Origin of the sequence: Pseudomonas sp. FP2294 (assembly GCF_030687625.1) — a bacterium.
In the GTDB taxonomy this organism is placed as follows: Bacteria; Pseudomonadota; Gammaproteobacteria; order Pseudomonadales; family Pseudomonadaceae; genus Aquipseudomonas; species Aquipseudomonas shahriarae.
Window position 1 is genome coordinate 557860 of sequence record NZ_CP117441.1, and the last position, 12522, is coordinate 570381.

12 protein-coding genes are annotated in these 12522 nt (G+C 59.5%); all 12 read left to right on the forward strand.

All coding sequences use genetic code 11. The features are described 5' to 3' along the window. The first annotated feature begins 41 nt into the window (after positions 1–41). Entirely contained in the window at positions 42–2675 is a 2634-nt protein-coding gene (gene rnr / locus PSH73_RS02385) for a ribonuclease R (protein WP_115127258.1), read from the forward strand. Continuing rightward, entirely contained in the window at positions 2672–3427 is a 756-nt protein-coding gene (gene rlmB, locus PSH73_RS02390; protein ID WP_057444490.1) for a 23S rRNA (guanosine(2251)-2'-O)-methyltransferase RlmB, read from the forward strand. The genes rnr and rlmB overlap by 4 nt, the downstream gene beginning before the upstream one ends. A 306-nt stretch (positions 3428–3733) precedes the next feature. Continuing rightward, complete coding sequence (gene rpsF / locus PSH73_RS02395; RefSeq protein ID WP_003217491.1) at positions 3734–4156, forward strand: 30S ribosomal protein S6; 423 nt, start codon at positions 3734–3736, stop codon at positions 4154–4156. A gap of 29 nt (positions 4157–4185) precedes the next feature. Continuing rightward, positions 4186–4416, forward strand: coding sequence for a 30S ribosomal protein S18 (rpsR, locus tag PSH73_RS02400; protein WP_003171373.1), 231 nt, complete (start codon positions 4186–4188; stop codon positions 4414–4416). A 36-nt stretch (positions 4417–4452) separates the two neighbouring features. Next, positions 4453–5346 (forward strand): hypothetical protein, encoded by an 894-nt coding sequence (locus tag PSH73_RS02405; RefSeq protein ID WP_057437422.1) that lies wholly within the window; start codon positions 4453–4455, stop codon positions 5344–5346. Between the two features lie 18 nt (positions 5347–5364). Beyond that, entirely contained in the window at positions 5365–5811 is a 447-nt protein-coding gene (rplI, locus tag PSH73_RS02410) for a 50S ribosomal protein L9 (protein WP_003171376.1), read from the forward strand. 110 nt (positions 5812–5921) lie between these two features. Further along, the gene (gene dnaB, locus PSH73_RS02415) at positions 5922–7319 is read left to right on the forward strand and encodes a replicative DNA helicase (protein ID WP_017138451.1); all 1398 of its coding nucleotides are present in this window, start codon (positions 5922–5924) and stop codon (positions 7317–7319) included. A gap of 190 nt (positions 7320–7509) precedes the next feature. Next, a complete protein-coding gene (locus tag PSH73_RS02420) occupies positions 7510–9813 on the forward strand; it encodes a YgiQ family radical SAM protein (protein WP_057958158.1) in 2304 nt (767 codons plus the stop codon). A gap of 220 nt (positions 9814–10033) precedes the next feature. Continuing rightward, on the forward strand, positions 10034–10951 hold the full coding sequence (locus PSH73_RS02425; RefSeq protein WP_057958159.1) for a hypothetical protein: 918 nt from the start codon (positions 10034–10036) through the stop codon (positions 10949–10951). Further along, a complete protein-coding gene (locus tag PSH73_RS02430; protein ID WP_169959882.1) occupies positions 10951–11394 on the forward strand; it encodes a hypothetical protein in 444 nt (147 codons plus the stop codon). Before PSH73_RS02425 ends, PSH73_RS02430 begins: the two co-directional genes overlap by 1 nt. 58 nt (positions 11395–11452) lie before the next feature. Then, positions 11453–11902 carry a hypothetical protein gene (locus PSH73_RS02435; protein ID WP_169959881.1) on the forward strand — a complete coding sequence of 150 codons (450 nt, stop codon included), beginning with the start codon at positions 11453–11455 and terminating at the stop codon, positions 11900–11902. A 12-nt stretch (positions 11903–11914) separates the two neighbouring features. Next, complete coding sequence (locus tag PSH73_RS02440) at positions 11915–12373, forward strand: hypothetical protein (RefSeq protein WP_057437428.1); 459 nt, start codon at positions 11915–11917, stop codon at positions 12371–12373. Positions 12374–12522 lie beyond the last annotated feature (149 nt).

Below are 12522 nucleotides of genomic sequence, written 5' to 3' on the forward strand. Positions count from 1 at the left end.
TGCCAAACTAACCCACATATAGACAAGGTGAAAACTCTCTAATGGCCGATTGGCAGTCCCTCGATCCCGAGGCCGCTCGTGAAGCGGAAAAATATGAAAACCCTATTCCTAGCCGCGAACTGATCCTGGCGCATCTCGCCGATCGGGGTTCGCCTGCTAGCCGCGAGCAGCTGGTTGAAGAATTCGGTCTGACCACCGAAGACCAACTCGAAGCACTGCGCCGCCGCCTGCGCGCCATGGAGCGCGATGCACAGTTGATCTACACCCGTCGCGGCACTTACGCGCCGGTGGACAAGCTCGACCTGATCCTTGGCCGCATTGCCGGTCACCGTGATGGCTTCGGCTTCCTGATCCCTGATGACGGCAGTGACGACCTGTTCATGAGCCCGGCGCAAATGCGCCTGGTGTTCGATGGCGACCGCGCCCTGGCGCGCGTGTCCGGCCTGGACCGTCGCGGTCGACGCGAAGGCGTGATCGTCGAAGTGGTGTCCCGTGCCCACGAATCCATCGTCGGTCGCTACTTCGAAGAAGGCGGCATCGGCTTCGTGATTCCGGACAACCCGAAGGTCCAGCAGGAAGTGCTGGTGACCCCGGGCCGCAATGGCGCCGCCAAGGTCGGTCAGTTCGTCGAGGTGAAAATCACCCACTGGCCAACCCCGCGCTTCCAGCCACAGGGCGATATCGTCGAAGTGGTCGGCAACTACATGGCGCCGGGCATGGAAATCGATGTTGCGCTGCGCACCTACGATATTCCTCACGTCTGGCCGGAGGCTGTGCTCAAAGAAGCCGCCAAGCTCAAGCCGGAAGTCGAAGAAAAAGACAAAGAGAAACGCATCGACCTGCGTCATCTGCCGTTCGTCACCATTGACGGCGAAGATGCCCGCGACTTCGACGATGCGGTCTACTGCGAAGCCAAGCCCGGCAAGCTGCGCCTGTTCTCCGGCGGCTGGAAGTTGTTCGTCGCGATTGCCGACGTATCCAGCTACGTGAAGATCGGTTCGGCCCTGGATAACGAAGCCCAGGTGCGCGGCAACTCCGTGTACTTCCCTGAGCGCGTGATCCCGATGCTGCCTGAGCAGCTGTCCAACGGCCTGTGCTCCCTGAACCCGAAAGTCGACCGTTTGGCCATGGTGTGCGAGATGACCATCTCGAAAACCGGCGAAATGACCGACTACCAGTTCTACGAAGCGGTGATCCACTCCCAGGCCCGCCTGACCTACAACAAGGTCAGCACTATCCTGGAAACGCCGAAAACCAGCGAAGCCAAGGCTTTGCGCAGCCAGTACGCTGACGTAGTTCCACACCTCAAGCAGCTCTACTCGCTGTACAAGGTGTTGCTGGGCGCACGTCATGTCCGTGGCGCGATAGATTTTGAAACCCAGGAAACCCGGATCATCTTCGGTTCCGAGCGCAAAATCGCGGAAATCACGCCGACCACCCGCAATGACGCGCACAAGCTGATCGAGGAGTGCATGCTGGCGGCCAACGTGGCCACCGCCGAATTCCTGAAGAAGCACGAGATTCCTGCGCTGTACCGGGTGCACGATGGTCCGCCACCGGAGCGCCTGGAAAAACTGCGCGCCTTCCTGGGCGAGCTTGGTCTGTCCCTGCACAAAGGCAAGGATGGCCCGTCGCCGAAGGATTACCAGGCTCTGTTGGCCAGCATCAAGGACCGTCCGGACTTCCACCTGATCCAGACCGTGATGCTGCGCTCCCTCAGCCAGGCGGTGTACAGCGCCGACAACCAGGGCCACTTCGGCCTGAATTACGAGGCGTATACCCACTTCACCTCGCCGATCCGCCGTTACCCGGACTTGCTCACGCACCGCGCCATCCGCAGCGTGATCCACTCCAAGCAGAACACCCCGCACGTCAAGCGCGCCGGTGCCATGACCATTCCGAAGGCGCGGATCTATCCGTACGACGAAGCGGCCCTGGAACAGCTGGGCGAGCAGTGCTCCATGAGCGAGCGCCGTGCCGACGAAGCCACCCGTGACGTGGTGAACTGGCTCAAGTGCGAGTTCATGAAGGACCGCGTAGGCGAGTCGTTCCCAGGTGTTATCACCGCCGTGACCGGTTTTGGTCTGTTCGTCGAGCTGACCGACATCTACGTCGAAGGCCTGGTGCATGTCACCGCCTTGCCGGGTGACTACTACCACTTCGATCCTGTGCATCACCGCCTGGCGGGCGAGCGCACCGGTCGCAGCTTCCGTTTGGGCGATACCGTAGAAGTACGGGTCATGCGCGTCGATCTCGACGAACGCAAGATCGACTTCGAGATGGCTGAAAAAACCCTCGAAGCGCCGATTGGCCGAAAAAAGCGGGGTGCCGAAACCACAGCGCCGGCGAAAAAAGGCGCTCCTGCGAAAGCTGCAGCGGCTGCCGAGCCTGCGCCGGCCAAGCCTGCGCGCCGCTCCTCGGCCAAGGAAAAGGTCAGCGACGCGTACCGCCCCAGTGATGCGGCGGCGAAAAACGCCGAGTTGCGCAAGAGTCGCGAGTTGAAGCAGCAGTTGCTCAACGAAGCCAAAAGCGGTGGTAAAGCGGCGTCTGGGGGAAAGTCCCAGGCCGCCGACAAGCCGTCGAGCAAACCGAGTAAACACCGTAAAGGCCCGCCAAAAGCGGGTTCGGCCCCTGCCAAGAGCGGCGGGTCGCGCAAACCTAAGGCCAAGTCATGAGTCTGGAAAAAATCTACGGCGTACACGCCGTAGAAGCGTTGCTGCGTCACCACCCCAAGCGCGTCAAGCAAGTGTGGTTGGCCGAGGGTCGTAGCGAGCCGCGCGTTCAAGCGTTGGTCGAGCTGGCCAACCAGAATAAAGTTGCCATCGGCCAGGCCGAGCGGCGCGAAATGGACGTCTGGGTCGAAGGCGTACACCAGGGCGTGGTGGCGGACGTGAGTCCGAGCCAGGTCTGGGGCGAGGCCATGCTCGACGAGCTGCTCGACCGCACCGAAGGTGCGCCGCTGTTGCTGGTGCTGGACGGCGTGACCGACCCGCACAACCTCGGCGCCTGCCTGCGTTCGGCGGACGCTGCCGGCGCGCTGGCGGTGATCGTGCCGAAAGACAAGTCGGCTACCTTGACCCCGGTCGTGCGTAAAGTCGCCTGCGGCGCAGCGGAAGTGATTCCGTTGGTGGCCGTGACCAACCTGGCGCGCACCCTGGAAAAACTCCAGCAGCGCGGCTTGTGGGTCGTGGGTACGGCGGGTGAGGCCGAGGTCAGCATCTATGACCAGGACCTCACCGGCCCGACCATCCTGATCATGGGTGCTGAAGGCAAGGGCATGCGGCGCCTGACCCGAGAGCATTGCGACTACCTGGTGCACTTGCCGATGGCCGGTAGCGTCAGCAGCCTCAACGTTTCAGTCGCGACGGGCGTCTGCCTGTTCGAAGCCCAGCGTCAGCGTGGCGCCAAGGCCAAGTCCAAGAAGTAATCAGGTCTGGCGCAGGTCCAAATGTGGGAGCGGGCTTGCTCGCGAATGCGCAGTGTCAGTCGCCATAGATGTTGGCTGGCCTAACGTATTCGCGAGCAAGCCCGCTCCCACACTGGTTTGCAGGGTTTGGAAGGTTGTACAAATAATCACCAATTGCCTTGCGCCCTTTCTCCCCCTTCTCTACAATTGCGCCCCTTGCCTTCCCGGCGGGCACGCATGTGCCTCCCAGTGGCAAGATTCCTAAGTGTCATTCACTCCTTGTCTGACCGTTTTTGAGCGGCAGGCTACAACCCGTAAGGAGCATTCATGCGTCATTACGAAATCATCTTTTTGGTCCACCCGGATCAAAGCGAGCAAGTCGGCGGCATGGTAGAGCGTTACACCAAGCTGATCGAAGAAGACGGCGGCAAAATCCACCGTCTGGAAGATTGGGGCCGTCGTCAACTGGCCTACGCAATCAACAATGTTCACAAGGCTCACTACGTGATGCTGAACGTTGAGTGCACTGGCAAGGCCCTGGCCGAGCTGGAAGACAACTTCCGCTACAACGATGCAGTGATCCGTAACCTGGTCATCCGTCGCGAAGAAGCCGTTACCGGCCAATCCGAGATGCTCAAGGCTGAAGAAAACCGCAGTGAGCGCCGTGAGCGTCGCGACCGTCCTGAGCACGAAGGCGCTGAAAGCGCTGATAGTGATGACAGCGACAACAGCGATAACGCTGACGAGTAATCCACGGACCTTATTAAGGAGCCTATCAAATGGCACGTTTCTTCCGTCGTCGTAAGTTTTGCCGCTTCACCGCTGAAGAAGTGAAGGAGATCGACTACAAAGATCTCAACACTCTGAAAGCCTACGTATCCGAGACCGGCAAAATTGTTCCAAGCCGTATCACCGGTACCAAAGCTCGTTATCAGCGTCAGCTGGCCACCGCTATCAAGCGCGCCCGCTTCCTGGCCCTGCTGGCCTACACCGACAGCCACGGCCGCTGAGACCGGGCAGTCGACAAGTAGTAAGGGATTGAATGCATGCGCGCCTTAGCTGAGTTCATCATGCGCGGTCGTGTGCAGGCCACTCTGGTAGTGGCTGGATGTGCTGCATTGCCGTTGTTGTATTGGTTGGGTGCCGCCGCAGGAAGCCTTGTGCTGCTGCGGCGCGGTTTGAAGGACGCCCTGGGCGTTCTTGCCCTGGGGTTGCTGCCGGCCTTGATCTGGTGGCTGCAATTCGACGATCCACGGGTACTTCTGGTACTGCTGGGGTCTTCGAGCCTTGCGTTGGTTTTACGCGCAAGTGAGTCCTGGGTCCGTACGCTGCTGGTCAGCGTGGCATTGGGAGTGGTGTATTCAGTGGTGCTTGGCGCGGCTTTCCGCCCGCAAATCGAGGCGCTGTCGCAGGAGTTGGTAAAAATCCTGCCACTGGCCCTCGGGGATCTCTACCAGCAATTGTCGGTAGATGAGCGAGCGCGCATGGCCACACTGATTGCTCCGGTCCTTACCGGCCTGATAGCGGCACTGTTGCAGATCGTCAGTGTGCTGAGCCTGATTCTTGGGCGCTACTGGCAGGCGTTGTTGTATAACCCGGGTGGTTTTGGTCGCGAGTTTCGCAGTATCAGAATCCCCGCAGGACCAGCGATGTTGCTGCTGGCGTGCATGCTTGTAGGGCCGAACTTTGGTCCGCAAATGGCCATGTTGACGCCGTTGTGCAGCGTACCGCTGGTGATTGCCGGGCTGGCCCTGATGCACGGGCTGGTGGCGCAAAAGCGCCTGGCCAAGTTCTGGCTGGTGGGGTTGTACGTGACGCTGTTGCTGTTTATGCAGCTGATCTATCCGTTACTCGTGGTCTTGGCCATTGTCGACGGCCTGATTGATTTTCGCGGTCGTCTGGCGCCGAAAGACGCCGACAACGCGAACGGTGAAGGTTAAAAGTTAGAGGATTTTCACATGCAACTGATCCTTCTGGAAAAAGTCGCCAACCTGGGCAACCTGGGCGACAAAGTAAACGTTAAGGCCGGCTACGGTCGTAACTACCTGCTGCCATACGGCAAAGCCACCGCTGCAACCGCTGCCAACCTGGCCGCGTTTGAAGAGCGTCGCGCTGAGCTGGAAAAAGCCGCAGCAGACAAGAAAGCTTCGGCTGAAACCCGTGCTGCCCAACTGGCCGAGCTGGAAGTGACTATCACTGCCACCGCCGGTGACGAAGGCAAGCTGTTCGGTTCGATCGGCACCCACGACATCGCTGATGCACTGACCGCCTCCGGCGTTGAAGTGCAGAAGAGCGAAGTTCGTCTGCCGAACGGCACCATCCGCAACGTAGGCGAATTCGACGTAGCCGTGCACCTGCACGCTGAAGTTGAAGCCACCGTACGCGTTGTCGTGGTAGCAGCTTAAGTAGCACCTAACTGACTGGCACCTCGCGTGCCAGGCGGTTAACATCGGGCACGATCCTGTTTACAGGTCGTGCCTTTTGTTTTTTTCACACCCCCTAATTCCAAGTGGCCATGAACGATATTTCAGCTCCTGAGCAATACGATCTGCAAACCGCTGCCCTGAAGGTGCCGCCGCATTCCATCGAGGCCGAACAGGCCGTGCTCGGTGGCTTGATGCTGGATAACAACGCCTGGGAACGTGTGCTCGATCAAGTCTCGGACGGTGATTTCTATCGGCATGACCACCGCCTGATCTTCCGCGCCATTGCCAAGCTGGCCGACCAGAACTCACCGATTGACGTGGTGACCCTGGCCGAGCAACTGGACAAGGAAGGCCAGACCTCGCAAGTCGGTGGCCTCGGCTACCTCGGTGAGCTGGCAAAAAACACCCCGTCCGTCGCCAACATCAAGGCCTATGCCCAGATCGTGCGCGAGCGGGCGACCCTGCGCCAGTTGATCGGCATCAGCACCGAAATCGCCGACAGTGCCTTTAACCCTGAAGGCCGCACCGCCGCCGAGATCCTCGACGAAGCCGAACGGCAGATCTTCCAGATCGCTGAGGCCCGCCCGAAAACTGGTGGCCCGGTCAGCGTCAACGACCTGTTGACCAAGGCCATCGACCGTATCGACACCTTGTTCAACACTGACAACGCCATCACCGGTATTTCCACCGGCTACACCGACCTCGACGAGAAGACCAGCGGCCTGCAGCCGTCCGACCTGATCATCGTCGCCGGCCGTCCATCCATGGGTAAGACGACCTTTGCGATGAACCTGGTGGAAAACGCCGTGTTGCGCAGCGACAAGGCCGTGCTGGTGTACTCCCTGGAGATGCCAGGCGAATCGCTGATCATGCGTATGCTCTCGTCCCTGGGCCGGATCGACCAGACCAAAGTGCGTGCCGGTCGTCTGGAAGACGACGACTGGCCGCGCCTGACCTCGGCGGTCAACCTGCTCAACGACCGCAAGCTGTTTATCGACGACACCGCCGGTATCAGCCCGTCCGAGATGCGTGCGCGTACCCGGCGCCTGGTGCGTGAGCACGGCGATATCGCCCTGATCATGATCGACTACCTGCAGTTGATGCAGATCCCCGGCTCCAGCGGCGACAACCGTACCAACGAGATTTCCGAAATCTCCCGGTCCCTCAAAGCCCTGGCCAAGGAATTCAACTGCCCGGTGGTGGCGCTGTCCCAGCTCAACCGTTCCCTGGAGCAGCGTCCCAACAAGCGCCCGGTGAACTCCGACTTGCGTGAATCCGGAGCGATCGAGCAGGACGCCGACGTGATCATGTTCGTGTACCGCGACGAGGTGTATCACCCGGAAACCGAGCACAAGGGCATTGCCGAAATCATCATCGGCAAGCAGCGGAACGGGCCGATCGGCTTTATCCGCCTGGCGTTCATCGGTAAGTACACGCGCTTCGAGAACCTGGCGCCGGGCAGTTATAACTTCGACGACGACGAATAGTTTCCAGCGTCTATAAGGGCCCTGTCGCAGGCAAGCCCGCCCGCACATTTGAAAGCATTCACCATTCAAGTGTGGGGGCGGGCTAGCCCGCGATGGAGTCAGCACAATTCCGACCATTACCGTCGGAATTGGTCAAATTTTGTGCTATATTCCGCGCCCGCGATTTTTCATCTCAACACCGGTCACCGTCATGCAAACAGCCAAGCCGTTATTTGACTATCCCAAGTACTGGGCCGAATGTTTCGGTCCAGCGCCATTCCTGCCCATGAGCAGGGAGGAGATGGATCAGCTTGGCTGGGATTCATGCGACATCATCATCGTCACCGGTGATGCCTACGTGGACCATCCTTCGTTCGGCATGGCGATCATTGGCCGGCTGCTGGAGTCCCAGGGCTTCCGCGTCGGGATCATTGCCCAGCCCAACTGGCAGTCCAAAGACGACTTCATGAAGCTCGGCGAGCCGAACCTGTTCTTCGGCGTCGCGGCCGGCAACATGGACTCGATGATCAACCGCTACACCGCCGACAAGAAAATCCGCTCCGACGACGCCTACACCCCTGGCGGCATGGCCGGTAAACGTCCGGACCGTGCGAGCCTGGTGTACAGCCAGCGTTGCAAGGAAGCCTACAAGAACGTGCCGATCGTGCTCGGTGGCATCGAAGCTTCCCTGCGCCGCATCGCCCACTACGACTACTGGCAGGACCGGGTGCGCAACTCGATCCTGATCGACGCCACCGCCGACATCCTGTTGTACGGCAACGCCGAGCGGGCGATTGTCGAAGTTGCCCAGCGCCTGTCGTGGGGCCACAAGATCGAAGACATCACCGACGTGCGTGGCACCGCGTTCATTCGCCGTGACACGCCAGCGGGCTGGTACGAAGTGGACTCCACCCGTATCGACCGCCCGGGCAAGGTCGACAAGATCATCAACCCGTACGTGAATACCCAGGACACCCAGGCCTGCGCCATCGAGCAGGAAAAGGGCCCGGTTGAAGACCCGGAAGAAGCCAAGGTCGTACAGATCCTCGCCAGCCCGCGCATGACCCGCGACAAGACCGTGATCCGCCTGCCATCGGTGGAAAAGGTCCGTGGCGACGCAGTGCTGTATGCCCACGCCAACCGCGTGTTGCACCTGGAAACCAACCCAGGCAACGCCCGCGCCCTGGTGCAGAAGCACGGCGAAGTGGACGTGTGGTTCAACCCACCGCCCATTCCCATGACCACCGAAGAAATGGACTACGTGTTTGGCATGCCTTACGCCCGTGTCCCGCATCCTGTGTACGGCAAGGAAAAAATCCCGGCCTACGACATGATCCGCTTCTCGGTGAACATCATGCGTGGCTGCTTCGGCGGCTGCACCTTCTGCTCGATCACCGAGCACGAAGGCCGGATCATCCAGAACCGTTCCGAAGAGTCGATCATCCGCGAGATCGAAGAGATCCGCGACAAGGTCCCAGGCTTCACCGGGGTGATTTCCGACCTTGGCGGGCCGACCGCGAACATGTACCGCATCGCCTGCAAGAGCCCGGAAATCGAATCCGCGTGCCGCAAGCCGTCCTGCGTGTTCCCGGGCATCTGCCCGAACCTGAACACCGACCACTCGTCGCTGATCCAGCTGTACCGCAGCGCCCGTGCCTTGCCGGGTGTGAAGAAGATTTTGATCGCTTCCGGCCTGCGTTACGACCTGGCCGTGGAGTCGCCGGAATATGTCAAAGAGCTGGTGACCCACCACGTCGGTGGCTACCTGAAGATCGCCCCGGAACACACCGAGGAAGGTCCGCTCAACCAGATGATGAAACCGGGCATTGGCAGCTATGACAAGTTCAAGCGCATGTTCGAGAAGTACACCAAGGAAGCGGGCAAGGAGCAGTACCTGATCCCGTACTTCATCGCCGCCCACCCCGGCACCACCGATGAAGACATGATGAACCTGGCCCTGTGGCTCAAGGGCAATGGCTTCCGCGCCGACCAGGTGCAGGCGTTCTACCCGTCGCCAATGGCCACCGCCACCGCGATGTACCACTCGGGCAAGAACCCGCTGCGCAAGGTCACCTATAAGAGCGACGCGGTGACCATCGTCAAGAGCGAAGAACAGCGCCGTCTGCACAAGGCGTTCCTGCGCTACCACGACCCCAAAGGCTGGCCGATGCTGCGTGAAGCGCTGACCCGCATGGGCCGCGCCGACCTGATCGGGCCGGGCAAGGATCAGTTGATTCCGCTGCATCAGCCGTCCACCGACAGCTACCAGAGCGCCCGTCGCAAGAACTCGACGCCGGTGGGCAGCCATAAGGTCGCCAAGGAAACCACCACCAGGATCCTCACCCAGCACACCGGCCTGCCGCCTCGTGGCAGCGACGGCAGCAACCCGTGGGACAAGCGCGAACAAGCCAAGGCCGCGGCCATGGCCCGCAACAAGCAGGCGGCTAAAGAGCGCACCGACGCGGCCAAGGGCAAAGGCAAGAAGCCTGCGCGTAAGCCGGTCGTACCGCGTTGATCGCAGCCTGAAATGCAAAACGCCAGCCTCGTGCTGGCGTTTTGCTTTCTAGCGGGTGGGAAACCTGTTTGTTAAGGTGGCGCCCATTGAATCGCCTTCGCGAGCAAGCCCGCTCCCACATTCGACCGCATTCTCATGCTGGAACTCGGTCAACTGTGGGAGCGGGCTTGCTCGCGAAGGCGCCAGTTCAGACACCACCTATTTCAAGGAAGAACACCCCATGAGCAACCCCTTGCTCAACATCGGCATGGACTCCAACCGCTCCCAGTTCATGGCGCGCCAGCGCATCGAAAGCCAGATCAACCTGCCACGGCTGTTCGCGGCCATCGACGCCGACCCCGGCATCGTCGGCGCAGGGGTGGTGTATATCGACGCTGACTTCAATGTCATTACCCTGCGCGAGTTCAAGCCGATCTGCAGCATCAAGCCCAAGCGCATCATTTTGCGTGAGGCGCAGAGGTACATTTCGCCGGCGCAGTTTGCCAATCAGGTGGCTAACAACCCGCGTGAGTCCCGGTTGGTGGGCGAAGCAGTCAATACGACCCTGTCTTGTGCGGGCGCAATCCTCGGTTGGATTGTTGTGTTCAGCGGTACAGTCGCCGTGCCTTTCACGGGTGGCGCGAGCCTGGTGGTGGCGGGCATCGGTGCGACGGCTGCAGCGGCCAGTACTGCGCAATGTGTCGTCGGGGGGGTGAGAACTATCAACGAACTCAATGACCCGGCAGCCAACGACGATATGGATAGCGAGGACTGGTATCGCTATGCAATGCCGGTATTGGACGCCGCTTCACTGCTGGGTGCCGGCGCCTCTACTCTGACCACTCTTCGGCTGCTGCAGGCTCGAAAGGTGACCACTGGCAGAAGTTGGTACGAGTTGTCCAAGGGGTTGACCCGCCAGCAACGCAAGGCGCTCACCAAAGAGTTGCTGAGCCTGAAAGATCCAAGACTGAGCAATAAACTCTTGAAACTGCGCCAGCGCTCCGGTCTGCTGGCCAAGCGCTATTCAGCTAGCGAGATCAATCACGCTACTGTGACGCAGATCAGAGACTCCCTCGGGGCTGCCGTTGGTCTTACCGGGAGCGCTATATCAGGCAACATTCGAACGATTGCAGTTGGCCTCTATGAGGAGGTTGAGTGATGGATCGTCCTGGTTCATTAAGAGCTTTTTTGGCGCAATATTTTCCAGCGTTTATATGCGCGTTCTTCCTTGCCTGCTTCTCTCTCTCTGCCGCTATTTCATTGGCATCAAGTACATTTTTTCGCAGTGACCCAGAGCGGGCGCGTTACTCTTTTCTGGCGGCAGTTTTCTTGGGCTTGCTCTTGGCGTTCAGCCATTTCGTCATGATCAGAGGGCGAGAATGGGGGGCTTGGGCTATCGCAGCCTTCTACGTTGTATGTTTGCTGGTCGTGTTGCCAACCTATAGCTATCGGCCACATATGGCAGCGTATGTAATGGGGCTGCTGTTTCCGTTGGCGGGGTTGCTGTTGCTCAATAGTCAGCGTCATCGGGAAATGCGACAGAAACTCGTCGAGCTGCGCCATCTGCGCGAGGCTGCGACTGCAAAGTACAAAAACCTTTGATTGTTTATGTTCACTAGCCCTGCCTCAACGCGAGCGGCCTGTACGAGGAGTTAACGCAGTGAGCGGCTTTCCCGACATGGGCCGTTTCCTGGCCCGTTATTTCCCCGTGTTCATGGGCACCATCTTCATGGCGATCTTTTCGGGGGCTGCGGCGATTTCCATGGCTGGCGTGACGTATTTACGCGGCGTTGATCCTGCGCTCAAGTCCAGCTATACGGGGGGCGCGATCCTGGTGCTGGTGGCAGTGTTGGTGTTTGGCAATGTGATGATTGCGCGTGGGTACTCTTGGGCTACGAGGCTGGTGGCGGGATACCTGGGCAGTTGTCTGCTGTTCGTGTTGCCGATGATTCAATACGACGTCAATGGCCTGGTTTATGGCTCCACCGTACTGTTCCCGCTGCTGGGCTTGCTGCTGCTCAATAGCAAGCGCCATCGCGAAATGCGCCAGCGGCTGCTCGAAATACGCCACCTGCGCCAAGCCGTAATCGCAACGCGCAAAAAGCGTTGATGGGGTAAGCGAATGAACGAGTTAATGACGCTACGCGACTTTTTCAGGCAATACTTTCTGACGTTTCTGGGTGGTGTATTCGCTGCGTATTTTTCGTTGGCATTGGCTGTTGCGCTGGCGTTCGTCACTTATTTTCGTGATGTGCCGCTGGCTCAAGTGGGGCTCAAGATCATGTTGGTCGGGGCGCTGCTCATTCTGTTGACGGTCCATAGCAACTTTATGATTTTGCGGGGCCGACCCTCCTGGGTGTGGGTGATGGTCGGTATCTACCTCGCCTGTCTAGTGTTTGTAGTTCCAATGGTTCAGTACCAGCCTCATAAAGTTCTCTATGGGTTGGCGCTGTTATTCCCATTCCTTGGATTGTTGACACTTAACAGCAAGGTTCAACGAGAGATGCGTACAAAACTCGTTGGAATCCGTCGCATTCGGCAGTCTGTCAAATCAACCGCTAGATCGAGTAGTCGCATGTGAAGGCGTTGCCTTCGATAACCGGTTTCAACGCAACGCGCAAAAAGCGCTGATTGGGTAGATTCACCACTGCGCCCCGCACTTGCGCCACAAATATGTGCAACCCTCGCACCACGACGGCCGCTCTCGCGCCGTTTTGGTGCTGTACTGCA

Bases quoted from the DNA above. Each gene is read 5' to 3' on its own strand.
- PSH73_RS02425 (WP_057958159.1), top strand. From the start codon at position 10,034: ATGAGCAACCCCTTGCTCAACATCGGCATGGACTCCAACCGCTCCCAG.
- rlmB (WP_057444490.1), top strand. From the start codon at position 2,672: ATGAGTCTGGAAAAAATCTACGGCGTACACGCCGTAGAAGCGTTGCTG.
- PSH73_RS02440 (WP_057437428.1), top strand. From the start codon at position 11,915: ATGAACGAGTTAATGACGCTACGCGACTTTTTCAGGCAATACTTTCTG.
- PSH73_RS02430 (WP_169959882.1), top strand. From the start codon at position 10,951: ATGGATCGTCCTGGTTCATTAAGAGCTTTTTTGGCGCAATATTTTCCA.
- rnr (WP_115127258.1), top strand. From the start codon at position 42: ATGGCCGATTGGCAGTCCCTCGATCCCGAGGCCGCTCGTGAAGCGGAA.
- rpsF (WP_003217491.1), top strand. From the start codon at position 3,734: ATGCGTCATTACGAAATCATCTTTTTGGTCCACCCGGATCAAAGCGAG.
- PSH73_RS02405 (WP_057437422.1), top strand. From the start codon at position 4,453: ATGCGCGCCTTAGCTGAGTTCATCATGCGCGGTCGTGTGCAGGCCACT.
- rplI (WP_003171376.1), top strand. From the start codon at position 5,365: ATGCAACTGATCCTTCTGGAAAAAGTCGCCAACCTGGGCAACCTGGGC.
- dnaB (WP_017138451.1), top strand. From the start codon at position 5,922: ATGAACGATATTTCAGCTCCTGAGCAATACGATCTGCAAACCGCTGCC.
- PSH73_RS02420 (WP_057958158.1), top strand. From the start codon at position 7,510: ATGCAAACAGCCAAGCCGTTATTTGACTATCCCAAGTACTGGGCCGAA.
- rpsR (WP_003171373.1), top strand. From the start codon at position 4,186: ATGGCACGTTTCTTCCGTCGTCGTAAGTTTTGCCGCTTCACCGCTGAA.